18 protein-coding genes are annotated in these 25592 nt (G+C 43.1%); 9 read left to right on the top strand and 9 right to left on the bottom strand.

Annotated features, from left to right (window positions below; translation table 11 throughout):
- Positions 1-39 precede the first annotated feature (39 nt).
- From ACS8FB_RS11785 to ACS8FB_RS11775, 3 genes are all read left to right on the top strand, one after another.
- Positions 40-1356 (top strand): anhydro-N-acetylmuramic acid kinase, encoded by a 1317-nt coding sequence (locus tag ACS8FB_RS11785; RefSeq protein ID WP_439263161.1) that lies wholly within the window; start codon positions 40-42, stop codon positions 1354-1356.
- 263 nt (positions 1357-1619) lie between these two features.
- On the top strand, positions 1620-2975 hold the full coding sequence (gene fabF / locus ACS8FB_RS11780; RefSeq protein ID WP_439263159.1) for a beta-ketoacyl-ACP synthase II: 1356 nt from the start codon (positions 1620-1622) through the stop codon (positions 2973-2975).
- A gap of 174 nt (positions 2976-3149) precedes the next feature.
- Positions 3150-3926 (top strand): hypothetical protein, encoded by a 777-nt coding sequence (locus ACS8FB_RS11775; protein ID WP_439263157.1) that lies wholly within the window; start codon positions 3150-3152, stop codon positions 3924-3926.
- A gap of 119 nt (positions 3927-4045) precedes the next feature.
- On the opposite strand, the gene ACS8FB_RS11770 is transcribed toward ACS8FB_RS11775, so the two are convergent.
- From ACS8FB_RS11770 to ACS8FB_RS11750, 5 genes are all read right to left on the bottom strand, one after another.
- Entirely contained in the window at positions 4046-5863 is a 1818-nt protein-coding gene (locus tag ACS8FB_RS11770) for an aminopeptidase P family protein (RefSeq protein WP_439263156.1), read from the bottom strand.
- A 353-nt stretch (positions 5864-6216) separates the two neighbouring features.
- Positions 6217-7782 carry a peptide MFS transporter gene (locus ACS8FB_RS11765; RefSeq protein ID WP_439263155.1) on the bottom strand — a complete coding sequence of 522 codons (1566 nt, stop codon included), beginning with the start codon at positions 7780-7782 and terminating at the stop codon, positions 6217-6219.
- A 276-nt stretch (positions 7783-8058) separates the two neighbouring features.
- Positions 8059-8538, bottom strand: coding sequence for a hypothetical protein (locus tag ACS8FB_RS11760; protein ID WP_439263153.1), 480 nt, complete (start codon positions 8536-8538; stop codon positions 8059-8061).
- Positions 8539-8673: 135 nt separating this feature from the next.
- Positions 8674-10248 (bottom strand): apolipoprotein N-acyltransferase, encoded by a 1575-nt coding sequence (gene lnt / locus ACS8FB_RS11755; RefSeq protein ID WP_439263151.1) that lies wholly within the window; start codon positions 10246-10248, stop codon positions 8674-8676.
- Positions 10249-10586: 338 nt separating this feature from the next.
- Positions 10587-11486: a CBS domain-containing protein gene (locus ACS8FB_RS11750; RefSeq protein ID WP_439263149.1), complete on the bottom strand. Its 900-nt coding sequence runs from the start codon at positions 11484-11486 to the stop codon at positions 10587-10589.
- Between the two features lie 287 nt (positions 11487-11773).
- Between ACS8FB_RS11750 and ACS8FB_RS11745 the strand changes: the two genes are divergently transcribed.
- Positions 11774-13048 carry an Lnb N-terminal periplasmic domain-containing protein gene (locus ACS8FB_RS11745; RefSeq protein ID WP_439263148.1) on the top strand — a complete coding sequence of 425 codons (1275 nt, stop codon included), beginning with the start codon at positions 11774-11776 and terminating at the stop codon, positions 13046-13048.
- Positions 13049-13093: 45 nt separating this feature from the next.
- Here the strand turns inward: ACS8FB_RS11745 and ACS8FB_RS11740 are convergent, their stop codons facing one another.
- Positions 13094-13651 carry a YcgN family cysteine cluster protein gene (locus ACS8FB_RS11740; protein WP_439263146.1) on the bottom strand — a complete coding sequence of 186 codons (558 nt, stop codon included), beginning with the start codon at positions 13649-13651 and terminating at the stop codon, positions 13094-13096.
- A 165-nt stretch (positions 13652-13816) separates the two neighbouring features.
- On the opposite strand from ACS8FB_RS11740, the gene ACS8FB_RS11735 reads away from it, so the two are divergent.
- Together ACS8FB_RS11735 and ylqF are read left to right on the top strand one after the other, a co-directional pair.
- Positions 13817-14554: a dienelactone hydrolase family protein gene (locus ACS8FB_RS11735; protein ID WP_439263144.1), complete on the top strand. Its 738-nt coding sequence runs from the start codon at positions 13817-13819 to the stop codon at positions 14552-14554.
- A gap of 296 nt (positions 14555-14850) precedes the next feature.
- Positions 14851-15804 carry a ribosome biogenesis GTPase YlqF gene (gene ylqF, locus ACS8FB_RS11730; protein WP_439263142.1) on the top strand — a complete coding sequence of 318 codons (954 nt, stop codon included), beginning with the start codon at positions 14851-14853 and terminating at the stop codon, positions 15802-15804.
- A 301-nt stretch (positions 15805-16105) separates the two neighbouring features.
- Here the strand turns inward: ylqF and ACS8FB_RS11725 are convergent, their stop codons facing one another.
- Entirely contained in the window at positions 16106-16738 is a 633-nt protein-coding gene (locus tag ACS8FB_RS11725; RefSeq protein ID WP_439263140.1) for a hypothetical protein, read from the bottom strand.
- 166 nt (positions 16739-16904) lie between these two features.
- On the opposite strand from ACS8FB_RS11725, the gene mutY reads away from it, so the two are divergent.
- Positions 16905-18173 carry an A/G-specific adenine glycosylase gene (mutY, locus tag ACS8FB_RS11720; protein WP_439263138.1) on the top strand — a complete coding sequence of 423 codons (1269 nt, stop codon included), beginning with the start codon at positions 16905-16907 and terminating at the stop codon, positions 18171-18173.
- 79 nt (positions 18174-18252) lie between these two features.
- Positions 18253-19971, top strand: coding sequence for a DUF262 domain-containing protein (locus tag ACS8FB_RS11715; protein WP_439263136.1), 1719 nt, complete (start codon positions 18253-18255; stop codon positions 19969-19971).
- 8 nt (positions 19972-19979) lie between these two features.
- Here the strand turns inward: ACS8FB_RS11715 and ACS8FB_RS11710 are convergent, their stop codons facing one another.
- Both ACS8FB_RS11710 and rapA read right to left on the bottom strand, forming a co-directional pair.
- Positions 19980-20882 carry an acyl-CoA thioesterase gene (locus tag ACS8FB_RS11710; RefSeq protein ID WP_299220966.1) on the bottom strand — a complete coding sequence of 301 codons (903 nt, stop codon included), beginning with the start codon at positions 20880-20882 and terminating at the stop codon, positions 19980-19982.
- 311 nt (positions 20883-21193) lie between these two features.
- Positions 21194-24082, bottom strand: coding sequence for an RNA polymerase-associated protein RapA (gene rapA / locus ACS8FB_RS11705; RefSeq protein WP_439263134.1), 2889 nt, complete (start codon positions 24080-24082; stop codon positions 21194-21196).
- 561 nt (positions 24083-24643) lie between these two features.
- On the opposite strand from rapA, the gene ACS8FB_RS11700 reads away from it, so the two are divergent.
- A complete protein-coding gene (locus ACS8FB_RS11700; RefSeq protein ID WP_439263132.1) occupies positions 24644-25588 on the top strand; it encodes a D-2-hydroxyacid dehydrogenase in 945 nt (314 codons plus the stop codon).
- The last annotated feature ends 4 nt before the right edge of the window (positions 25589-25592 follow it).

The raw sequence follows: 25592 nt of genomic DNA, 5'->3' as shown, positions 1-25592 counted from the left end.
ATTTGAGGGATATACTAGCGTTTTTTAAGGTAAATTGCCATGACCAACCCTACTCAGACCACGAATGACCCTGAAAACACCGAATTTTTAGCTGACTCATCTGATTCAGTAGGTAGTGACGACGATACAAACTACGCTGCACTGACTGAGGCGCTGGAGCAAACAGTGTTTGAAAGCTTTGACGACGGTCTATATATCGGTATGATGTCAGGCACTAGCTTGGACGGTATGGATGCAGTGCTTTGTCAGTTTAATAATGCAGGCAATACTCAACCACCGATGCAACTGTTGGCAACTTATAATCAAGATTTTCCGCCGCGACTGCGTGAGGTGCTCTTAGCGTTGTGCCAACCTAATGGTATCCAAGAGTTAACGTCAACCGCTGATGAACCAAACAGCGAATTGGACTGGTTTGGCTGGGTAAGTAAAGAATATGCTGAATTTGCAAGCGACGTGGTTAATACATTATTGAAGCAGTCAAATACTGATGGTGAGTCGGTGCTGGCAATTGGTTGTCATGGGCAGACGGTACGTCATCGTCCGCAATTGGGCTTTAGCTTACAACTACTCGATGCCAATGTCATCGCTGAGCGCACTGGCATTAGCGTGGTCAGCGACTTTCGTCGCCGTGATATGGCAGTCGGTGGACAAGGCGCGCCTTTGGTTCCTGCTTTTCATCAAGCATTGTTTGCCGCACCTGATAGCACACGCGTGTTATTAAATTTGGGCGGTATTGCCAATATAACCGTCTTGCCAGCCAATGATAGCCCTGTTGTTGGTTATGATACTGGCCCTGCCAATTTATTACTTGATGCGTGGACCGCGCTACATACCGATCACAGCTATGACGCGGGCGGCGCATGGGCGCAGTCTGGACAGGTCATTGAACCGCTACTCAATCAATTATTAGAGTACCCGTTTTTTGCGAAACCTTATCCCAAAAGTACAGGGCGTGAGGACTTTAACCTAGCGTGGCTACAAAGCGAGCTACAACACTTTGATCAGATTTCTGCCTCTACTCGCTACTCATCAGCAGATGTACAAGCGACCTTGACGGAGCTTACGGCTATCAGTGCTAGCATGCAAATTAACATGTTTATTAATGCACATGTAGATGGTTCGGTATATGTCTGCGGGGGCGGTGCATTGAATAATTACTTAATGACCCGCTTGCAAGCGCATCTGCCCCATTGCACAGTAGAGACTACGGCAAGTCTAGGACTTGAGCCAACTTGGGTAGAGTCTGTGGCCTTCGCTTGGCTGGCACGCCAAACTTTGATGGGTGAAACAGGTAACTTGCCAGCAGTAACAGGCGCAAGTAAAAGCGTGGTATTAGGGCAAGTATGTTTTGCCTAATAAGTAAATAAGTTGTTAGATTTAAAGAAGATTTAAACGCGCAATGACTAGTAATTCAACAATATTGTGCTAACTTTTTGTTTTATCTTACTCTTGCGTCATCATTCTATGAATTATTAAGTTTACAGACGTGCACTTATGTGCTTTATAATAGTTGCTAAAGTAGCGGGATAACGCTATAAATAATATTGCGTAATTTTAGAATATTTACAATAAAACAAGTAGTCTCACCCTTTTAGGATCGCAAGTACAGGATATATCACATGAGCCAAAACAGCAGTTCACCGATACCGCAACATACCAACGCTGAATCAAAACGGCGTCGTAAGCCTCCTCATCATGAACGTCCTGATGAGATGCGTGTCGTCGTTACTGGTATGGGGGCTGTTACCCCGCTAGGTGTGGATGTTGAGAGCACATGGACACGGTTGCTCAATGGCGAAAGTGGTATTTCAACCATTTCACACTTTGATGCGACTGATTACCGTGCCCAAATCGCAGGTGTGATCAAAGACTTTGATACTACGCCATATATGAGCCCTAAAGATGCACGCCGTTATGATGCATTCATGCACTATGGTGTCGCGGCTACTGCAATGGCATTAAAAGAGGCTGGCTTTATTGAAGAAGTTAGCGCTAATGATACGCCAGTACAAAATGTCGATCAGGAGCGTTTCGGTGTCATATTAGGCTCTGGTATCGGTGGTATTCAGACTATTGAAGACAGCTGCGCTATGCTAACTGAAAAAGGCGCTAAAAAAGTATCACCATTTATCGTACCGGGTTCTATTGCCAATATGGCAGCTGGACTGGTAGCTATCAAACACAAACTTAAAGGCCCCAATCTTGCTACTGCAACTGCGTGTACGACAGGGACGCACGCTATCGGTTTGGCTGCACGTCTAATCGCTTACGGCGATGCTGATGTCATGATTGCTGGCGGTAGCGAAAGGGGTTCAAGCCCATTAGGTATGGCAGGTTTTGCGGCGATGCATGCGCTCTCTACCCGTAATGATGAGCCTACCAAAGCATCACGCCCATTCGATAAAGATCGTGATGGTTTTGTGATGGGTGATGGCGCAGGCGTATTGGTACTTGAAAGCCTTGCCCATGCTAAAGAACGCGGTGCAACTATCCTTGCTGAAGTCGTCGGCTTCGGTATGAGTGACGATGCCAGCCACATTACGGCACCTCCTGAAGATGGTAATGGTGCTGCTCGCGCCATGCAAAGTGCCCTTGATGATGCTGGTATCGAACCGTCAAGCGTCGGTTATGTCAATGCTCATGGTACTAGTACCCCTGCTGGTGACGTCGCTGAATCGATCGCTATTGAAACTGTTTTTGCATCCGTTAAAGACAGCATCTTGGTTAGCTCCACCAAATCTATGACTGGACACTTACTGGGCGCAGCTGGTGGTGTTGAAGCTATCTTTACGATATTGGCTTTGCAAAATCAGCACGTACCGCCAACGATTAATTTAGATAATGTCGAGGATAACTGTAATCTAGACTACGTGGCCAATCAATCACGTAAGGTTGATAATCTCAATTATGCAGTATCCAATAGCTTTGGCTTTGGCGGTACCAATGGCTCAGTGATTTTTGCACGTTGGTCATAATTAACGTAGTTGTTACAGTTATTGGGTCTTAGATGCATCCTATAATATCCATAAAAGCGAATAGGGCCATTGATGTAACGTCGGTAGCAGTTTTGCTACGTTTGTCCGCTTGCAACCCCTTATCATAGTTGCGTATGATAAGGGGTAATTTTTAGAAAATTTATGGAAGAGTCTATGTCAAGCTATTCGTTTTCGCATCAATTCTATCAGCGTTGGACGCGCGCGCCAGAGCAGATACGGGCCGCCATCGTCCAAGAGTTAACGGATATCACGACTCTGCTGCAAACAGACACCCCCTACGAAAGCTTTACCTTTAGTTTGCCAGACTTAGATGCACACCTTGATGAGCTATATAGTGCGCATAAAGCTGAGCAAGCGGCTGCAAAAGCGCTTGCTGATAAGCAAGCAGAACAACGTGCCGCTGCGGAACAACAACGCTTAGCTGAAGAAAAAAAGCTTGAAGAAGAAAAAGCACGTGATGTTGCAAAAATTGAACAAGAAGAAGCTAAAAAAGAAAAACAACAAGCAGAACAAGCTCAGAAAGAAGCGGATGAACAAAGCGGTGCTGAGCAAGAGAAGAGCGATACCGAAGCCGCTACGAACGACAAGCAAACTACGAGCGATGCACACAGTCCTACCAACAACGAAAAAAACGGTGTCAATGATCACTCTTATACGGTCAGTCAGACTGAAAACACTATCGTAAAACCTCAAAAAGGCGCAGCAATTGATTTGTCTTTTAAAAACCCAGAACTGACTGCTGCCCACGAGAGCTTAATTCAAGAGCTAGAGATGCATGTAGATGACTATCTGAGTGAGCAAATGATGCAAATATCTGAGGACTTAAAATCATGGTTACGAGCGGAAGTGGGTCAGCAGCTTGCCGGAATCACAGAAAAAAACCAAGCGGTTGAAGATATTGTTCAAGAAAATATGGCTAAAAAACACTAGTCTATTAACTGATTTATCGACAGCTTTTAGATATCCGTTAAAGAGCTCCATTAAAAAAGCCCCGTAAATATTTTTACGGGGCTTTTTGTATTTCAATCAAGCATTAACCAGTCTTTATTTTAAATAGCTTGTGTACGTTCGGTCAGCCATTCAAGTGCTGCACCTTCAACACGATCCTTTAGCTCAGCATAGACTTGGCTGTGATAATCATTGAGCCAATCGACCTCTACTTGGTTGAGCAAAGTTGTATCGAGCAAACGGGTATCAATCGGGCAATAGGTAATGGTTTCAAAGTTTAAAAATTCACCAAACTCAGTCTCAGTAGCATTTGCCACCGGCATATTGACTACTAAGTTTTCAATACGAATGCCCCACTTACCTTCACGGTATAATCCTGGCTCATTACTAGAAATCATCCCCTCTTTCATCGCACGCTCTTTTGGCGTACTGGCACTATAAGCGATGACTTGCGGGCCTTCGTGAACGTTTAAGAAGTAACCAACGCCGTGACCGGTACCATGACCGTAGTCCATTTGTGCCTGCCATAATGGTGCACGGCAGATTGCATCAATGAGTGGCGAGGCAATACCATCAGGGAAGCTTGCACGCGCCAAAGCAATATGGGCTTTGAGCACCGTAGTAAAGTCGCGTTTGTGCTCATTGATGACTGTACCAATGCCGACCACACGAGTGATATCAGTAGTGCCGTTTTGGTACTGAGCGCCCGAATCAATCAGTAGTAAGCCGCCCTCGCCCTCACTTACATCAAGGTAGCTAAACTTCTCTGGCGTCGCACGGTAATGCGGCAATGCACCATTTTCATTGAAGCCTGCAATCGTTGGAAAGCTTGGCGAGACATAATGCGGCTGCTGACTACGTACCTCAATCAGCATGCTATCCACGTCCAGCTCACTTAAACGTTCACCGTCTGCTAGACGCTGCTCAAAAGCAGCAAAAAACTCACTCAATGCTGCGCCATCTTGACGCATTGCCTCACGTACATGCTCAATATCAGCATCAGACTTAACAGATTTGAGTAATGTACTTGGTGCCATTTGCTCGATAAAGCCCACATCATCCGCCATTTTTGATAGCGTACCCACAGCAACTTTGCTTGGATCTAATAACAGTAGGTCTTCTGGTGTCATCTCGCTCAATGCGCCTTGTACGGCATCATAATCAGCTAACATGATACCACTATCTTTTAGGGATTTTTCAATATCGCTGCTGACTTTGTTATTATCAACGAATAGCGTCGCCTTATCGTCACTGATGAGCATATGTGATAAAAATACGGGGTTATAATCGACGTCAGCGCCGCGCAAATTGGTGAGCCAAGCTATATCATCTAGGCTTGATAGCAAATGATGCGTCGCGCCTGCCTCAGCCATACCTTCACGCACTGCAGCAAGTTTTGAGCTAGCGGACTGTGCAACGAACTGCGCATTATGCTGATATAAATCTGCTGATGGTAGCGCTGGACGATCTGTCCATATCTCTGTCAACACATCACGCTCGGTGATTAAGGTAATGTCGTTAGCATCGAATGCATTTAATAGCTTATCTTGCTCAGCGATAGACAGCACATTGCCATCCACGGCCACGCTATCACCCTCTGCCAAATGCGTAGCTAACCAGTCGATATGGTTTGGCTGACCAGGAGCAAGCTTTTCTAAGCTAATACCAGTACCTTCTAGCTGGTCAGCGGCGTGTACCCAATAGCGACTATCAGTCCATAGACCTGCAAAATCGGCCGTGACAACGAGTGTACCAACTGAGCCTGTAAACCCTGACAACCATAACCGCGCTTGCCAATATTCCGGTAAATACTCAGATAAATGCGGATCGGCTGACGGTACAATAATGGCGGTAAGGTCTTGTGCGACTAAAGTTTTACGTAAGCTATCGATACGATCATGTATGGCTTGTTTATTCATCGAATGTTTCCTTATTGATTTTAGAGAGGTTTTATCGTGAGGCGACTATGGTTAGTCGTCTTATTCGAGCGGGTAAATCTTGAGCATTAAGTAAACGATCAGTATTTAGATCATTTATATCTAGCACTAAGTTTTCATAAAAATTCAAATAAACGAGGCTAACTGCTACAAAGAGTAGTATAGTATTTTAGTAGAACATCATTAGATGTTTGGGCACAGCGCAGGCTTTCAATAGCTTAGACAAATATCTTAACAAGTAAACCAATAAGACGCGTTCCCACAACTGGTAACACGTCTTAAATTTGTCTTTTATTGAGCGTATAGCCTGTACAAAAGTAACGTTAAAGCGCTATTTATTGGACAGCCTTATCAGCATGCTCGCTCTTTTTGAGCATATTATTGATAGGCTTTGCTAATATTAACAAGATGGCAGCCGTCACCACCAAAAAGACGGTCATTGTGGTAAATAATGTTGGTAGACCTTCAATTTTATCAGCTGACACATTGCCACCGAAGAATGCCGCAACCAAATTACCCATCGCTAAAGATGCAAAGAAAAGCCCCATCATCTGTCCTTGCATGCCCTTTGGTGCAAGTTTCGTCATTGACGACAGACCTACAGGACTAAGTGCCAACTCGCCAAGTGTCAAGAGCAGCAAGCTACCAACTAGCCATAAAGGCGATGCTAGGCCCGTATCATTGGTCAAAATACTTTTTGAGGCGATAATCATCAGACCAAAGCCTGCCGCAGCGAGTAACATCCCAAGGGCAAACTTCACCATACTACTTGGCTCAAGACCTCGGTTACCAAGCTTGACCCAAACAATACTAATGATGGGTGCTAAAAGAAGAATAAATAAAGGGTTAAGTGACTGGAACCAAATGCTTGGTATCTCAAAACCCAAAACGTTTAGATCAGTATAGCGATCAGCAAATAGATTAAATGATGTTGGCTGCTGCTCAAAACTTGACCAAAACAGCGTTGAGCCGATAATCAAAATGAAGCAAATCAGCAAACGCAGCTTATCGGTTTTATCCAGCCTTGGTGAAATAAACATAATCGCAAAATACAGTATCACCACACTTGCGATGATATAGGTCATATACTCTGCCACCATTTGCGGCTCAAACGGCATTATACCAGACGCGACCAGCACAACGACTGCGACCAGTAAAGCCACAAATCCTATGACCCAGCGACCGATGTTGTTAAAACGGTCATTTGAGCGCTCCCACTCAGCAGCGATGCCTTTTGCTTGTGCATAGCGTGTCAATGTCTTTTGAGCAGAAAAACGATAGATGAGTAGCGAGACCAACATACCCAGTCCACCAACCCCAAAGCCGACATGCCACATGCCTTGCTCTTTAAATACCCCAACGATAAGGGCAGCTAATAAAGCGCCGATATTGATACCCATATAAAATAGAGTAAAGCCACTGTCACGGCGCACATCACCCTTAGAGTATAACGCCCCAACCATCACCGAAATACAGGTTTTAAATAACCCCGACCCCAACACGATACAGATGAGACCAACGAAGAATAATGTCATACCGAACATTGCGGAGAGCGCGATACATAAATGGCCAAGCGCGATAATAATACTGCCCCACCATAATGCACGCTCTTGACCAAGCCAGTTATCAGCAAGCCAGCCACCTGGTACCGCTGCCAAGTACAAAGAGCCTGCAAAAATACCATAGATAGCAGAAGCGGTAACTTCATCGAAACCAAAGCCACCGCTTCCCACCGTCGCCACCATAAATAATACCAACAGCGGACGGATACTATAGTAAGAGAACCGCTCCCACATCTCAGTAAAGAATAAAGGGCGCAGCGGTTTGGGATGGCCCATAAACCCATTATCTAGTGCTTCTAGCTCAGTAGCACTAACCTCTGATTTTACTTCCGTGCTCATAAGTTTATTCCTTTGCGATACTACGATAGAGATGACCAAGTCCATCGCTAGTAAGACAGACAGTCATAAATGCGCGTTATTGTTTCATCAGATTACAAATATGTAAAGGAAAAGAATGTTCATTAATTGAACAGTCACTTACGAAAACATGAGACAAAAAAGCACCGAGCTATTAAAAATAATAGCTCGGTGCTTTTTAAAAACGCTACTACTTAACTATCTATCATGAAATACTAACGATAGTATTTAACCATTTTATCAAACAGTCTCATTAGTTTATTGAGCAGTAGTCGTATCTTCAGTTGTACCAGCCTCCAGATCACCGTCAGCTTGTTCTGCGGTGAGTTCGGTATCTTCAACCGCAGCTTGGCTCACTGTGCCAGAAGCAGTGGCTGTACCAGCTTCAGCGCTAACCACTGCACCGCTTGTGTCTTCAGCAGGCGTAACCGTAGCATCAGCGGCAGCTTCAGTCGCACTCTCGCCAGCACCTACTGCTGCATCGGTATCAGTGTCTGCTGACGCGGCTTCTGCAGTAGCAACAGCAGTATCAGTCACTACTGGCTCTTCAACAGCGATCGCTTCTGCTTCATCAGCCGCTGCCGAGGCTTCAGTCGTTTCAGCTGTGATGTGCTCACCTGCTGGACGCAAGAATGCTGAGACACCAATAAGTAAGACAATACCCAAGAACAAGGCAATGCCGCCCAAAGCATATATAAACTCTTTTTTTGGATTGTTGTTGACGATATCTTCTGACATACCTTATCCACCTTGCGCAAAATATTTGAAATTTTAGCCTATTATATCGCAATTTGTACCAATGTGTTAAAACCCTTAACTATTTGAAGGAATTATTATTTAGTACCTGCTTATAAGCCATTGACGATGTCCTTTTTATTTACCAAGACGAGCACGAGCGGCGGCGCGTTTGCCAAGGTAGCTCAGCAGTAATAATAGCGCAATGATGAATAAAATTGGATAATTACCAAAACGCATAAATGGTGTATTGCCAACCCGCGCTTGCACATCACCTCGTAATACGGTGCGCTCAAACTGCGGTGCGCGCTCAACGATACGGCCTTTATGATCGATGATAGCAGTCACACCTGTGTTGGTGGCTCGCATAAACCAGCGGCCATTTTCTAACGCCCGCATTTGTACCATTTGTAGATGCTGCAATGGACCTGCCGACGTACCAAACCAAGCATCGTTTGAGATGGTCAATAAAAAGTCGGTACTGATGGCGTTTTTACGAGTGGTATCAGGGTAAGCAACCTCGTAACAAACCGCCGCGCCTAGATTGTGTCCGCGTACCTGTAACGGTAATTGCTCATCACTACCGCGACTATAGCTCATGATGTCTTGGCTACCTGCCAAATTGGGTAGTATATCTAATAACCCCTCAAATGGAATATACTCACCAAACGGCACTAAACGCTGTTTTTTATACAAGCCTTCTGCATCCGCACCTAACGCAACGACACTATTATAAAATGGTGGGTACTTATCTTGAGTTGCATCAAACGCCGCCTCATCCTTATAAGGAATTCCTGTCACCCATGTAGTATCAGTGGCTTTGGCCATCTTTACCATCTCGCTGATAAAACCAACGGCCTCTGTCTGAAACATTGGAATCGATGATTCAGGCCAAAGGATAAGATCGCGTCCCCATTCCGTGCTGGTTAATTTGGCATAAATATTGAGCGTTTCTACTTGATATTCGGTCAACCATTTGAGATCTTGCGGAATATTGCCTTGAATTAATGATACGGACAAATCAGGCGTGCCTTTAGGCTTTGTCCACTGCGGGTTAATCAGCCACAATGACGTACTGATGATTAACAAGGCGATGGCAACCACCATATAACCGCCGCGACGGCGCAGCAGCTCAACGATACTTGCTGCCAATAGGATGGCGACAAAGGAGATGGCAAATACCCCAGCGATGGGTGCAAGTGATGACAACCAATACTGTTCAGTAAAGGCATAGCCGACGAACAACCACGGAAACCCTGTAAATAGCCATGTTTTCGTCCATTCTTGTAGTACCCAAAGCGCGGCAAACGATAAAGGCTGCTTACCGACTACACGATTAAACAACAACGCTAAAAAGCCATGGAACAACCCCATGCCTAGGCCCATAAGCGCAATCATAATGAGTGCAAGCCATGCAGGCGTCGCTCCATAAACGTGAATGGAGGTATACAGCCAAAATGCGCCGACGCACCAAAGCCCCGTACCGTATGCTTGTCCGATAATAAACGCACGTTTGCCAGTCATCGCTGGTAACAATAGACCATATAAGATAGCAGGTGACACTAGCGCTAGTGGCCAAATATCATAAGGTGCAAGTGCAAATATAAATATCGCACCTGCGAGCCAAGCTATCAAAATAGACAACCCAAGCGATAGTTGCTTGGGCTTAGTGGGGTTCAAACGCTTTTGTAAATCAACAGTAGACAGGCGCATAGCTATTATCCGAAACCTTATTATTCAAAACGTTAAATCTGAGATTATTTGTCCGACAACGGCTGTTTTTGACAGTGGTTGGCTGTCAATTCTCAAAATTAAGAATGCTTAAAATTAAATGCGCCCATGATACCAGTCTGTATTCATTAATGGGTAAATTTGCGTAGCAAAAAAAGCATAGGCTAAAAAGCAAAAAACACGACCGAAGTCGTGCTGTTGTCATATAAGCTCAATATAAATGCTCATGGCGTTTATCAGATATCAGATATTATATTGACTATCTAATAGTCGTCTACCTTAATAAACGTCTATCTCATCATCATACTATCATCGATACACTAATGGCTACCTATTAACAGGCGCTGAGTGTCGGTGGTCTTGGTCAGCTCTAGATTTTGAATAAAGCGTCCTTCTGCATCGATTACTTTGATTTCCCAATCATCTATTTGTACGCTCTCACCTTCTAGATCACCCACATAGCCAAGTGTTTGCATGACAAGACCGCCCATCGTATCGACATCGGTATCATCAAAATGGCTGCCCAGCTCATCGTTACAGTCTTCAATCACCGTAGACGCTTGTACTCGCCAAGTGTTAGGCTTTTCAGGATCGGCGATAATATTATTAATATCACTGTCTTCATCAAAGTCATCGTGCTCATCGACGATGTCACCGACGATTTCTTCTAACAAGTCCTCCATCGTGACTACGCCTGCAAAATTTCCAAACTCATCGACCACAATCGCCATGTGTACTTGAGTGCGCTGTAATGAGCGCAGTAACGTATCAGAGCGCGCAGTTTCACTAATATAGAGAGGTTGACGTACCAAGTCTTTTAGACGTTTGCTGTCGATTTTATCTTCTTGATCGCGCACCATATGAACAAGAATAGGAATCAAATCTTTGGCAAGTAAAATACCAATAACGGCATCATCGTCTTGACTGTCAAAAACAGGATAGCGTGAATGCGTGGTATCAAGGATAATGTCCATCACATCAGCAAGGTTGTTGCTTTCGTGCAAGCCAATCACTTGCGGACGCGGTGTCATAATTTCACGTACTTGTGTGGCTGGCAAGTCCAGTACACCTTCGAGCATATCAACTGTGTCTGGCTCTAAGAACTGACGGGAGTCTTGTACCAAACGAATCAATTCATCACGGGTTTCAGGGGCGGTCGATAGCCAGCGTTTTAAGCCGCGCATCGACCAACTACTCGGGCTTGGAGCGTCGTCAGACATGGCGATATGAGTTAACCTCTTTAGTTTAGTATAATTAATATATTAATAGATTGCGTCGTGAAGAGTAAAATAAACAAGCCTAGGTATCATTAATTACAAGTATCGTTAGTCACAAATATCACTAATAATAGGTAACATTGATCATTAAGGATAAATAGACCAGTCTAAATTAGCTTCACTTTATCGCAAGCCAATCAGACATTCAACGACAAATTTATCCAAATTGTATTGTCAGTGTGTTATAAACTTTGCTATCGTCAACGACTTTACTTACCTAGCCCACACTTATGTCGCTTCGCTCTCTTTTTTCTCGGCTTCGATCATCACGAAAAACCCCTCTTGACGCTTTTAAAGACAAGCACAACCTTGCACGTCAGACAAACGACTGGCGATACTATCTTGTTTCTTTTTTGGTCATTCTTGGTCTGTTGTTATCAGCATTATGGTTGCTGATGTTAATCTGGTATCAGCTTGGCGCATATAATCCTATAACTTGGGTGGCGTATGCGTTAGTTATCGGTTTGCTTACATCGCTACTGCTTGTAAAGACCAAACCAAGGCTTCCAAGTAAAGTTATTAACAACACGTTTAATCAGTCCTTTAAACAAAGAACCATCGTTACTTGGCTAGGTGGACTGTATGCGGCTGTCTGGCTGCTGGGTCTTGGGTGGTTTTTTTCTATTGAAGCCAAACAAAACCGCGACTGGATGCCTGAGGTTAGCCAAAGGGTCGCCTATAAGCGCGATGCGGCCAATCCTAATTTGATTACCTTTACCAATGTGCGTAATTTTGATTGGCATACTGACGAGGACGCGACTGCGCACTGGGAGACGCGTACAGTCGATATGTCTAAATTGTCCGGAGTCGATGTCATTAACTCTTATTGGATGGGACCTCTCATTGCTCATACCTTAGTCAGTTTTCGTTTTGAAGATGATCGCCCGCTTGCCTTTTCTTTTGAGATTCGTAAAGAAGATGGTGAATCGTTTTCGGCACTAGCGGGCTTTTTTAGACGTTACGAGCTTAGCCTCATTGCCTCTGAAGAGCGCGATATTATTTATACTCGTAGCAATGCGCGCGGTGAGCAAGTGTATTTGTTGCCTGTTAGCCATTTGCAGCAGTCGGAAGTCAGATCATTGTTTGAGTCGTACTTGATTGCAGCCGATGAGCTCAATGCCAAGCCTGCTTGGTATAATACCTTAACCAGTAATTGTACCAATATTATTTTTTATATGGCGCGCATCGTTAGCGGCGAACGTCTGCCATGGGATTATCGAATTTGGGTATCTGGCTGGTTACCAAACTATCTATATGATGTCGGTATGCTAGATGCCAATCCCAACAACAGTGGCCAGCCTTGGTCGATGGATACCTGGTATGAGCATGCCCATATTAACCCAAAGGTTAGAGGTTTTGACAATCAGGCCGATCTAGACACTCAGGTCAATAGTAATGAGTTTTCAGCTCAGATTCGCCAAGGTATTCCCATACCGCCGCTGGCAGACTCGCAAGCCAAAGCCGACGCAGAAGCCAAGTCTGCTGCCAAGGCTTCTAATGATTAATGTTTTTGATAGCTAAAGATTTTGACAAACAAGGCGTCAAGACAACTAAGGCGTAACCCAGTTAACCACTCGCGTCTCCATCTCCTCATCAGAGATACCAATCTCAGAGATGCAGCGCCCTGCTACCCCGACATTGACCGCGCGCATTTGCTGCTGCGTTATGACGGCATCTTGAGTTAATAGTAGATGCCAGTCTGGTAGCGTTTGACCTTTATACAAACGTTTGTACGCGCAGTGCGCTGGCAACCACATCATATTGGGCAAATTCTCAATCGTCAGTTGAATACAATCAGGTACGTACTCTTGGCGCGTATCATAATGTCTACAATAGCCTGTCGCACAGTCCATGAGCTGACAGGTCACATCCGTATATTCGACCAGTTCTTCCTCATCATCGTCGTCCATATATTTAATCAAACAACAACTGCCACAACCATCACACAATGCTTCCCATTCACTATGATTTAATTCATCTAGATTAAATCGGGTCCAAAACTGTGGACGTAGCGTTGCACTATCGGCCTCGTCGGGCTTTGTATTGGATGTTTTATCAGATACTTTTTTTGAAAATGAACGTGATGGATCTAACAAGTTTGGCCTCATGGAGTCATAGTAGGGTTTTATAAAGTCACAGTATCATTTTGATAAAGAGCGTTACAGTATTATAGCTGTTTTTGTTGGTCGTGGGCGTTAAGGTAGGACGAGTCAAACAATTGAACATGTACAAACCCCCTAAATAAAACTCACAATATAAAAAAGGATAATAATATGCCTATTCAAACTTATGAATTAGTCAGCACGACAGACAATGGCGTTGAGCTTATTAGCTATATTGCACTGCCAGAAGATGCTTCTGATACCAATCCAGCGCCTGGTATTATGGTCGCACCAGAGTGGTGGGGTGTGGTTGACCATCCTAAGACCATCACCGAAAATTTGGCTAAGGCTGGTTATGCAGCGGTGGCAATGGATGTCTACGGTGAAGGCAAACTGACTGCAGATGCTGCTATGGCCAATATGTGGATGGAACAAGTACTTGCAGACCAAAATATGCTAATGGCACGCTGCCGCTTAATCCTCAATGACTTTAGTAGCCAACTGGCAGTCAATGGCGATAACCTAGGCGCGATTGGTTATTGCTTCGGTGGTAAAGTCGTTCTTGATATGGCACGCGAGGGCATGCCATTAAAAGCAGTCGCTACTTTCCACGGTAACCCAGCAGCGAAACAACCTGCAGACAGTAACTTTAAAGCCAAAGTACTGGTTGCCCATGGTCGTGATGACTCTATGGTATCAATGGATGCAATAGAAGATCTAAAATCTGAATTGGACGTAGCTGACGTAGACTATACGGTTGATGTCTATGATAATGCCAAACATGGCTTTACCAATCCAAATGCAGATGAGCGTGCCGCTAAAAATGATATCGATTTAGGCTACAACGAAAGCGCAGCTAAACAAAGCTGGGAAAATATGCTTGAGTTTATGAAAGCAAATTTAGGCTAGTTTGGGTTAATTTTAGCTTTTAAAGATATTTAGAATAAGTCTAAAGCAGAGTATGCGTGTCATGCTCTGCTTTTTTTGTATAAAAAACCCTTTACTAAGCGTGTAAATTTCTACCTGATCAAAGCTTTTTTTAAGACGCACTTTTGCAATAATACGTTTAGGCAAATTAAAATAAAGCGAGCAATCTACTTTAGGCGCATTCAACCCCTCATTGTGTAGTAAACTTGACCTCATCACAAAAGTAAAAATTTATTGTTCTACTTTTGGCACTCCATTTAAAGAAGGTTGTTATATCAATGAGTAACGCTAGTATCCAGTGGTTCCCTGGACATATGAACAAAGCCCGTAACGAGATCAAAGAAATTATGCCAGAGATGGATGTCGTCATCGAGGTCATCGATGCACGCATTCCATACAGTAGCGAAAACCCTATGGTCGCAGCGCTACGTGGACAAAAACCCGTCATCAAAATACTCAATAAAGCAGACCTCGCCGACCCTGATCAAACGCAAGCGTGGATTGAGTATTTAGAAAGTCAGGATCAAGTAAAAGCCATCGCTTTTGATGATAACAAAACCAACGACGTACATAAAATTGTCGAGCTGTGTAAGCGGCTAATCCCCAATAAAGTCGGCACTGGTAGGCAAATCAAGGTGCTTATCATGGGCATACCAAACGTTGGCAAATCGACTTTGATTAACAGCTTGGCTGGACGTAGCATCGCTAAAACAGGCGACGAACCTGCCGTGACTAAATCTCAGCAGCTGATCAAAATCGATAACGACATCATGCTTTATGATACCCCTGGTATGCTTTGGCCAAAGATTGAAAACCCAAATTCAGGCTATCGCTTGGCGGCTACAGGTGGTATCAAAGATACCGCGTTTGATTTCGCTGATGTGGCTGGTTACACCGCTGAATATTTAATTGAAACTTATCCTGAGCTGCTTAAAGAACGCTATAAAATCGAAGATTTGCCCCAAACTGATTGGGAACTTTTCGAAGTTGCTGGCCGTAACCGAGGCCTGCTAAAAAGAGGCGGCATCGTTGATACTTACCGTATGTCTGAGATTTTAGTTAATGAGCTGCGCAGTGGCATCCTAGGGCGCATTACGTTAGAGACACCAAAAATGCGTGAAGTGGAGCTATTATTAGTAGAAGAGATACGCGCACAAGCGGAAGCGAAAAAAGAGGCTAAGTTAGAGGAAAAGCGTTTGCGTAAAAAGCGTGCGCGGAAGAATCGGAAGTAAGGTTAAAGGATAACTTTAACAAAGTAGCCATTCCCGCTTTTCGCTACTACCTGCCAATCTGTGTGAGGCACTAGCTCAGGTTTGATGTGTCTCTTACTCCGCGTAGCCACCTCAAAACCTAGCTATTGTAACTCACCCAAACCGTCAGTATATCCGCTCTAATCGGGGCTAGCGGTTAGATTGCATTCTTCCCACTATCTATCGTGACTCAGATTACCTATTTTACAAGTTCATTCCTTTTCTTTTTAAAGGAAGAGTTAGGAGATCAACTATTCGCTTGCAAACTTTGAAAACACTAGCTTCATTTAGAAGGAAACTCAAGTTCATCATATAAACTTTGTAAACACTCATCGATATTAGACATTGCTTTTTCATAAACAGAAATTGTACTTCTTGCTAAGTCTATATCGTTCTGATTACCTTTAACATGTAACTCCATACTAGGCATGATCTCACACTCCTGATACAACTTATTAAGAACTAAGTTTGAATTTTTAGAAAGGAAGATAAAGTCTTCTAACTGAATTTCATGTAAAGCATGGATATGCATTAATGCGGACCCTGCGTTACTACTATCTAACGTTTCTAAAGTAGGATGAAACTCTCCTCTATCATCATAAGTTCCAAGAGCTGCTTCACAATATCTTTTAAAATTCACTAGAGTTTTTTGAATCTTTCTAAATACCCTAACTTTCTCATCAAAAAGAATATTATTCTTTCGAGAAAATAATGCTAGTTCAACCTTAAGTCTTTCGATCTCCGCCACATATTCGTTCTTTGTACCTTCTACTTTTCTTGTAATTCCCTCAATGTCTTCTTTGGTAGCCAAATTTTTACCCTTTTCCGAAGAGTAAGAGAATAGGTATTTTTGAAAAATAAACAAGCAACCTATAGCTGCTAGGATAAGTAGCTGTAGAACTAACGCTATATCCATTATTACTCCTCTTATTCCCAATAAACTCAATCATAGCTTATTCATATTAAATCACGTAGTAATTAGAACACTAATTTAAAACTAGGTAAATACTCTGTTCTAGGAAATAGAAAAGCTAATATAGAATCCCCATATCAATCATTATTTCCACTAATATGATATCTCTATGACCCAACCAATCGCTAACTCAGAATCCGATTTCAACCATGCATCCAAATCTCTAGACTCCTTCGCCCCACACCTACTCGACTGGTTCGAAATTAACGGTCGCCACGATTTACCTTGGCAACAACATCAGACCGATACGCCCAATCCTTATGTCGTTTGGTTATCGGAAGTCATGCTCCAGCAAACGCAAGTGACCACTGTACTGCCCTACTTTGCGCGTTTTATGAAGTCGTTTCCGACGGTGCAAGATTTAGCCGCAGCAGACTGGGATACCATCGCCGAACATTGGGCAGGACTAGGCTACTATGCACGCGCGCGTAATTTGCATAAAGGTGCAAAGCAGTTGGTCGATATCATTAATGAGACGGGCGAGTTTCCGCAGACCTTAGCAGGTTGGGAGGCTATATCTGGCGTTGGCCCTTCTACCGCTGGGGCGATTATGGCAATGGGGCTGCATCGATATGGCGTCATCTGTGATGGTAACGTCAAACGGGTGCTGACACGCTGGGCAGCGATTGATGGTGATATTACCAAATCTGCGACGACTAAAGAGCTATGGGCATTGGCTGAACGTTTGACCCCTAGAGAGAGTTCAGGACTGTTTGCACAAGCTATGATGGATATGGGCGCAACCTTATGTACGCGTAGCAAGCCTGCTTGCTTATTGTGTCCACTACAAGATGATTGCTTGGCACATGCACAAGGTCGCGAAACGGATTATCCGGTCAAAGCAAAAAAGCAGCCCAAACCAAGTAAGTTTAGTAATGCTCTATTAATTAAAGATGCAGGTGGCAACATCTTGTGGCTACAGCGCCCTGATAACGGTATTTGGGGCGGATTATGGAGTTTGCCTTTGCAGTTTGTAGAAAAAATTGAAGGCAAAGCCAGTGTTAAGACGACTGGTAAAAAACAAGTTGCGAACGATGCTAAGCAATCAAATGTGTCAAGTGACAGTCGTAGTAAAGAAAAAATATACGAGGCAGAATTTACCACTGCTGAGCAGATTATTAATGAATGGTTAGCAGAAAACGACTTGGTAACAGAATCAGTCAGTAATTCTTTACTGAATGACGCACCGATTAAACACTCACTGACACATTTTCATTGGTATTTGCAGCCGCAAAGCTTGGTTATTGATACTAAGCAAATGGCAGACTTAAAAAATAAGCTAGATACTGCGGATATAGAATGTAAATGGCTGGATAAACAAAAAGCGCGCGATAGTCTCGGACTACCGCGCGCTATGATAAAGATTATAGAGATTTAAGCTATGAATATATTATAGTATAGGTCGTTTAATACTATAATATACTGAATTATGTTGAGAATAGTGGAGTATGTGAATAATGAAAATTGAGGCAGATGATAAGGAAGTTCAAGATATTTTCTCTTTAGGAATATTTAAAATTCCTAGGTTTCAACGACCTTATTCATGGGGTAGGACTGAAGTTGAAAACTTTTGGAACGATATTATTAATGATGTAACTGATAGCTATTTTATTGGCTCTATGGTTGTATATCAAACTAAAAAACCACAGTTCGGAATAGTAGACGGACAACAAAGATTGACAACCATTACAATTGTACTTTCTGTCATTAGAGATGCTTTTATTAAATTGAATGAACCTAATTTAGCAAAAGGTGTTCATAAGTATATAGAAAAACCTAATAATGATTACGTGAATGAATTTGTATTAGATACAGAAACTTCTTTTCCGTACCTACAAAAACATATCCAATCATTTAAAGACTGTCCAACTAATATAAACTTTGACTGCGATGTTGGCGCAGAAGAAACAAACCTCAAACTTGCTTACGATATTTTATCAGAGAGCTTAGAAAGTTATATTCCTAAAATCTCTGAAACTGCTACTCAACTAGATATATTCACACCTGAATCAGCTATAAAGAAATTGAAGAAGTTGAGAGATAAGTTTCTTTCGCTGAAACTTGTATTTATACAACTAGATAATGAGGATGATGCATATCTAATTTTTGAAACACTGAACGCAAGAGGACGAGATTTAAAGACTTCAGATCTTGTCAAAAACTTACTTTTAAAAACTATAAAATCTTCGAATAATACTTATGATAGTCCAAAACAAGCTTGGAACATACTTATAAAAGGATTTGATGATATATCTGAGAATAATGCTATAGATACTTTTCTTTTGCATTACTGGATTTCAAAGCAAGAGTACACTACTGAAAAAAAATTGTTTGCATATGTCAAAGATTATGTGTTGAAATCACCTGAAAATGCGAAAGAGCTACTAGAGAGTTTAAGTCAATCTGCTATAGATTATTGCAAAATGCTTAGTCCTGAAAACATGTTATGGACTAAGGAGCAGTTTGAAATAAAACTTTCATTAGAATCCTTAAATAGTTTCAAAGTTAAACAGCAGTATTCATTCGTACTTTCTTTACTTTCGGCATATACACAAAGAAATATCACTTTAAAACAATTAAAAACTATGCTCAATAAAATCGAGCACTTTCATTTCGTATTTAATGCAATAACACAACAGCGTTCATCAGGAAGTATTGCGTCAATGTATTCACAACATGCAATTAATTTGTCTACTACTAATGATGAAAATGAAATTCAGAAAATTTTAACAAGCTTGAGTCGAAAACTAGAGGACAAGCTACCTTCATACGAAGAGTTTGAAGTCAAATTTTTAGAGCTGATTTATTTATCTAATAGAACTAAAAGCAAATCTATTATTAAATATGCCTTGAGAAGATTAGTTGGGAATAATACTAATGGTTTAGATATAGATCATGACAACTTAACAATAGAACATTTAATACCTGAAGCTAAAATAAAAACTGGAATGGATTCGGATATAATAGGTAGTATTGGAAATCTGATTTTAACAGATTCTAATACTAATGGTCATAGACTAAAAGATAAAGAGCCAGCTGAAAAAATAGATATATTGAGACAAGCAGGCTACCCATTATCTAAGTTCTTCTTAGACAACACTGTTTGGGATGAAAATGACGTTCTAGAACGTACTAAAAAATTGTCGAAGGCTCTATATCCTAAAGTAAAGTTTTGAAGAGTAACCTAAGACTTCGGCACCCGCAGACGCATCAAGCCCTCTTGCTGCACGGTGGCAACCAGCTTGCCATCTTGCCAGAACTGTCCATGGTTTAGCCCCATCGCATTAGACGTCGTATCACTCCACATGTCATATAACAGCCAATCATTTATATCAAAACTGCGATGAAAATGCATTGAATGATCAATGCTAGCCGCTTGTAGTCCACTGGTCATAAAGCTGATGCCATGAGACATAAGCCCCGTTCCTACTAAATAAAAATCAGAAGAAAACGCCAAGAGTGCTTGCTGAATCGCAACTGGCTGCGAGCCCAGTTCACGGATGCGTAACCAATTGGCTTGCTTCGGTTTCGTTGGCTCTGGATGTATAGGATCGCGCGGCTTGACAGGCTTAATCTCCACATGACGACGACGCATAAAACGACCCTTAAGCGCATCTGGTACTTTACCCACGTAGCTCTCTTTTAGGTCTTGCTCAGTCTGTAAATCTTCAGGTGGTGGATAAACAGGCATATTTTCTTGATATTCTAAACCCTCTTCCATCGGTGCAAATGAAGCAATCATCGAAAATATCACTTGTTCAACAGGCGGCTTACCACGGACTTGTTTATACTGAATCGCCGTCACTTCGCGTGCTGACAAACTACGACCGTCCCGTAAGCGCCTTACTTGATAAATCACCGGTTGATTGATATCGCCACCGCGCAAAAAATAACCATGTAGCGAGTGACAAGGCTTATCTGTATCCAGTGTATGAGCTGCAGCCATCATAGCTTGAGCTAGTACTTGCCCGCCAAATATACGCTTACCAACGTAGTCATGGCTTTTGCCTTCAAATACATCAGGACTGACTTCAATAAGTGCCACCGTAGCGAGCAGCTCATCAATCAGTTGTGGATAATCAGACATGGCAGTAATTTTCCTTATTTTTGAGCGACTATTACTGAAAAGCCGTACTAATGCGATAACGCTTAAAACCGCTTGTTTGGCACCTAAAAATGATACTAGATCTTTAAAATAGAAAACATCTTAACCAATATTGTAAGCTTTGACCAGTTGCTACAGACTTACTTGCCCGCATTAACTTGACTACTTAGGTTAGATTTTATTTATACGAATATAGGAATAACCAAATGTTGTTTTAAACTTAAACGACCAAATGATTAATTGTGTAAAAAAGAGGCGTTATATAACACCTCTTTTAGCAATACTGGTGACAGCTACGGCTTTACCGTGACGAGCACACGGATAGAATCCGGTACCAATGATAAGTTCGCTAATGCTTGCTCACCTTGCGCTTGCAATTGCTCTAGGCGCTCAACTTCTTCTGGGCGCACATTTGGATTAATGGTTTGCAAATGCTTGAGGCGTTTAATCTCACGTGACCATTGCTGATTAAAGCGGGCCCTTGCTTGCTCACCAATGTCAGCCAGCTGTGCTCGTGCAATCTCCTCGGCCTCGTAATAACGACTCTCAATCACATCACTACGCACTTTAACCACCTGACGCGCGCGGGTTTTGTCCAAACGATCAATATGCGGCATAATCATCTCGCTACTGATACGTGCGGATAAATCACTTCCTTGCTCACTGATAAAGACACGAATGTTTTGAGTCGGTAGAGTCGCTGGCAGGTTAAGTAGCTTTGGCGCGATCGCTTCGACCCTAAAATGAACCTCAAGCATAATCATACCTTGAGGAATGGCATTGCTCTTGAGCATTGCCACCGTCGTATTACCAAAGGTACTCGTGCTCGCAAGCTCGTAGATCGATCGCATCAATGGATGTTCATGGGTGACAAAATCGATGTCCTCACGCTGCAGTGCAAGCTCGCGATCAAAGGTCAACGTCATACCTTCTTCATCGCTAAGTGGCAGCCCCTCAATATACTCACTAACTTCAGTGCTATCGAGTGGCGCAAGCACCCAAGAACCATCACGCTGAATACTATAATCGACATTTGCTGATGCCAAAAAGCGCTCAATAAAGGGCGGTAGCACATTATTATCATCAAAATCACGCATCGCATCTGCAATACGCCCAGCGACGCGTGGACGGCATGAGTTATATTCAAGTAGACGATCACGTCCTTCTTGCAGCTGTGCTTCTAGCGCCAAGCGCATTTGTAACGCCTCAGCGATAAGAGCTTTTAATTCATCGCGATTCTCTGCAGTATCGGCACCTTCAAGTAGCGGTTTGAGCGTTTGAATATACTGTTCTTGCACACTTTGGGCCGTGGGAGATATCTGATTGAACATGTTTAGGGCGCTGTTATACCAGTGATATAGGCGTTCTTGCGCGGTCTTTTGTACATAAGGGACATGCAGTGTGATTTGCTGCGTCTGCCCAATACGATCTAGACGACCGATACGCTGCTCTAGCGTATCTGGATTGGCCGGCAGATCCCACAGTATCAGCTGACTTGCAAACTGAAAATTACGACCCTCAGAGCCAATTTCTGAACATAGCAATATCTGCGCGCCTTCACTATCGGCGAAGAATGCGGCTGCTTGGTCACGTTCAAGCAACGTCATCTGCTCGGTAAAGATGGCAGTCTTAATACCAGCATGTAAGCGTAATACCGCCTCTAAACTCTCTACGGTTGCCCCACTACGAGCGATCAGTAAGACTTTTTCTTGTTTGAGCTCACTTTTTAAGATATCAATCAACCATGGCACACGTGGATCATCTTCTAACCAGCCGCCATCTGGCTGATTTTCCTCGCCCCACAGCTGTTCGCGAAGCTTGCCCTTGGTTTGATAGCTGTCCTGCCACGCTTCAGGTAATGGCAATGGATACGCCTGACTGCTACGTCCATAGAACCCCTGAACACTTTCACGAGTATTACGGAATAACACCCGCCCTGTGCCATGACGATCCAATAGCTCATTAAGGGCATACGTACGTAGTTTGTCATCTTCATTAATCGTTGCCAGCTCATCGTCATTTAGATTCAACAGGGCAGTTAGTGCAGCGATTTGTCCGTCATTTAACGACTTATCTTCTATCAATACACCAGCCACGGCCGCAGTTTCCGCAAAGGCTTCTTGACCGGCAATAAACTCATCCAAATCATCAAAGCGATCAGAGTCGAGCAAACGCAAGCGCGCAAAATGGCTTTGAACACCCAGCTGTTCAGGCGTAGCCGTTAGTAACATCACCCCAGGCGTCTCTTCAGCGAAGTCAGCCACTAAGTCATATTTTTCGTTGCCGCCCGCTGCTTCATCCCAATGCAAATGATGCGCTTCATCGACGACTAACAAATCAAAACCTGCTTCTATCGCTTGATCATATAAGTCAGGATGGTCAAGTAGCAGATCCATACCAGCGATAATACATTGCTCAGTGGCAAACACATTTTGCTCAGGATCATGCTCTTTAATCGCCGCAGTACGGACCAGATCAAACAAAGCAAAGTTTAGGTTAAAGCGACGGCGTAACTCAACCATCCATTGGTATTGCAAACTATCAGGCACCAATACTAAGACGCGCTCAGCTTTACCGGTTAAGAGCTGCTGATGAATAATAAGACCTGCCTCGATGGTTTTACCCAGACCGACTTCATCAGCAAGCAGTACACGCGGCGCAATACGTTTGCCAACTTCGTGGGCAATATACAGCTGATGCTCGATGATATCGACACGCGCTCCCATGAGACCCTTCAGTGGATGTCCTGCCAGCGCTGATTGCATACGCAATATATCTTGACGCAGCTCGTACCAGTCTCCGCGTTCAATACGACCCGCCAACAGTCTTTCAAGCGGCTTTGCCAAGGTAATATTTGCTGCAAGACGCGTTTCCATTATGCCTTTTTCGTGCTCATCGACACTATACTTGAGCACGCCCATCACCTCATCAACCGCAGTGACCGTATAGCTATTTCCTTGTTGGTCACTGATACTATCACCAACCTTAAACACGACACGTGACAACGGTGCAGAGTTTTTTGCATACACGCGCGTCTCCTCGCTTTGCGGGAATAAAATATGTACACAGCGGTCGTCGACATCGATAACCACACCCAAGCCAAGCTCGGACTCGGTGTCAGATAAATGGCGTTGACCAACGGCGAATTCGGTACTATGCAATGAGGCGATGGAGATAGTCATAAGGCGATGTCTTTTGTACTCAGATGATAAGAAAATGGGCGACAACAACATCGTACTACTCTTAAGTAAAGCACAATGAAGTTGTTACGATAGTCAGCACTATCGTTTAAAGATGCATATATTAACTTAGTTAAGCGACTTTTTAGCAAAACCAGTCAAGTGCACTATTATATAACGTTACCGGCTAAATGCGTGCAATAAGTTGGTTTTTCAAGAGCAGATCGATGAGGAATACAGATAATAAAATGAGCGGCGTTTTATGAAACTTATAGTGAAGACCATACCTAAAGTAATAAGTTGCCAATAGTTGGTAGTATCTGTAACTATTAGAGCAACTAATATCTTTACGCTTACTGACGTATTTTTCAATTTTTGCTCAAAGCATGCTACATTGAGTCGATACTAGCAAGAACAGCAAACAGCTGGCTTGATACCCAAACTTGACGCCCGAAGTAGTATGCTTCGTTTTATGAAAAAACGTCCAAGCATCTATTCTACTTACCTTAATAAAAACAAGATAAAAACTTTCTAAATCAAAATTTTTATAAATAAGGATTAATTATGCAAGCGGTTTTTTTAGATAAAGGAACATTTTCTGATGGCGTAGATTTGTCAGTACCTGCAGGCGTGACTGACTATATCACTTACGATGATACACCTGCAGATTCCGACCTTATTATTGAGCGCTGCCAAGAAGCTGACATTATATTTACCAATAAAGTTCAGATTAACGCAGAGGTGATTGCTAAGCTCCCTAAGCTCAAACTTATTCAACTGACCGCCACTGGTATGAACAACGTTGATCAAGAAGCTTGCAAGACGCACAATGTTGCTTTATATAACGTGGCAGGTTACGCGGTCAAAAGCGTGCCTGAACATACCTTTATGCTAATGCTCAATGCAATGCGTGCTGGCATTTATTATCATCAAAAAGTAGCGGATGGTACGTGGCGAGACAACGGTAACTTTTGTCTGCTTGATACGTCTCTTGTAGATTTAGAAGATAAGACCCTAGGTATCATTGGTGTCGGTACTATCGGTAAGCGTGTGACCGAGATAGCCCGTGCGTTCGGTATGACGGTATTGTGGGCGGATCACCAAGGTCATACACCGCGTAACGATGACTATACGGCTTTTGATGAGGTACTTGATCGATCTGATGTCATAAGCTTGCACTGTCCATTAAATGAGCAGACTAAACACCTTATCAATCGAAACACCTTAGCCAAAATGAGCAAACAACCTTTACTGGTGAATGTCGCTCGCGGCGGTATTGTCGATAGCCAGGCCCTGGCAGATGCTATCCATAATCAACAAATCCTTGGTTATGCCACGGATGTCTTTGAACAAGAACCTATTACAGCAGATGACCCCCTATTGAGCTTGAGCGATCATCCACGCGTAATATTTAGCCCGCATAATGCTTGGGGTAGCAAAAGTGCGCAAGAGACTTTATGGCAAATGTTGAGTAAACAAGTGGCAGATTTCGTCAACGATTCTCAATAAATAT

Origin of the sequence: Psychrobacter sp. 1U1 (genome assembly GCF_051847535.1) — a bacterium.
Taxonomy (GTDB): Bacteria; Pseudomonadota; Gammaproteobacteria; order Pseudomonadales; family Moraxellaceae; genus Psychrobacter; species Psychrobacter saeujeotis.
This window is presented reverse-complemented; position numbering and strand designations above follow the sequence as displayed.

Bases quoted from the DNA above. Each gene is read 5' to 3' on its own strand.
- ACS8FB_RS11765 (WP_439263155.1), bottom strand. From the start codon at position 7,782: ATGAGCACGGAAGTAAAATCAGAGGTTAGTGCTACTGAGCTAGAAGCA.
- rapA (WP_439263134.1), bottom strand. From the start codon at position 24,082: ATGACTATCTCCATCGCCTCATTGCATAGTACCGAATTCGCCGTTGGT.
- ylqF (WP_439263142.1), top strand. From the start codon at position 14,851: ATGAGTAACGCTAGTATCCAGTGGTTCCCTGGACATATGAACAAAGCC.
- ACS8FB_RS11750 (WP_439263149.1), bottom strand. From the start codon at position 11,486: ATGTCTGACGACGCTCCAAGCCCGAGTAGTTGGTCGATGCGCGGCTTA.
- ACS8FB_RS11715 (WP_439263136.1), top strand. From the start codon at position 18,253: ATGAAAATTGAGGCAGATGATAAGGAAGTTCAAGATATTTTCTCTTTA.
- fabF (WP_439263159.1), top strand. From the start codon at position 1,620: ATGAGCCAAAACAGCAGTTCACCGATACCGCAACATACCAACGCTGAA.
- ACS8FB_RS11785 (WP_439263161.1), top strand. From the start codon at position 40: ATGACCAACCCTACTCAGACCACGAATGACCCTGAAAACACCGAATTT.
- ACS8FB_RS11775 (WP_439263157.1), top strand. From the start codon at position 3,150: ATGTCAAGCTATTCGTTTTCGCATCAATTCTATCAGCGTTGGACGCGC.
- ACS8FB_RS11740 (WP_439263146.1), bottom strand. From the start codon at position 13,651: ATGAGGCCAAACTTGTTAGATCCATCACGTTCATTTTCAAAAAAAGTA.
- ACS8FB_RS11700 (WP_439263132.1), top strand. From the start codon at position 24,644: ATGCAAGCGGTTTTTTTAGATAAAGGAACATTTTCTGATGGCGTAGAT.
- ACS8FB_RS11735 (WP_439263144.1), top strand. From the start codon at position 13,817: ATGCCTATTCAAACTTATGAATTAGTCAGCACGACAGACAATGGCGTT.
- mutY (WP_439263138.1), top strand. From the start codon at position 16,905: ATGACCCAACCAATCGCTAACTCAGAATCCGATTTCAACCATGCATCC.
- ACS8FB_RS11710 (WP_299220966.1), bottom strand. From the start codon at position 20,882: ATGTCTGATTATCCACAACTGATTGATGAGCTGCTCGCTACGGTGGCA.
- ACS8FB_RS11770 (WP_439263156.1), bottom strand. From the start codon at position 5,863: ATGAATAAACAAGCCATACATGATCGTATCGATAGCTTACGTAAAACT.
- ACS8FB_RS11760 (WP_439263153.1), bottom strand. From the start codon at position 8,538: ATGTCAGAAGATATCGTCAACAACAATCCAAAAAAAGAGTTTATATAT.
- lnt (WP_439263151.1), bottom strand. From the start codon at position 10,248: ATGCGCCTGTCTACTGTTGATTTACAAAAGCGTTTGAACCCCACTAAG.
- ACS8FB_RS11725 (WP_439263140.1), bottom strand. From the start codon at position 16,738: ATGGATATAGCGTTAGTTCTACAGCTACTTATCCTAGCAGCTATAGGT.
- ACS8FB_RS11745 (WP_439263148.1), top strand. From the start codon at position 11,774: ATGTCGCTTCGCTCTCTTTTTTCTCGGCTTCGATCATCACGAAAAACC.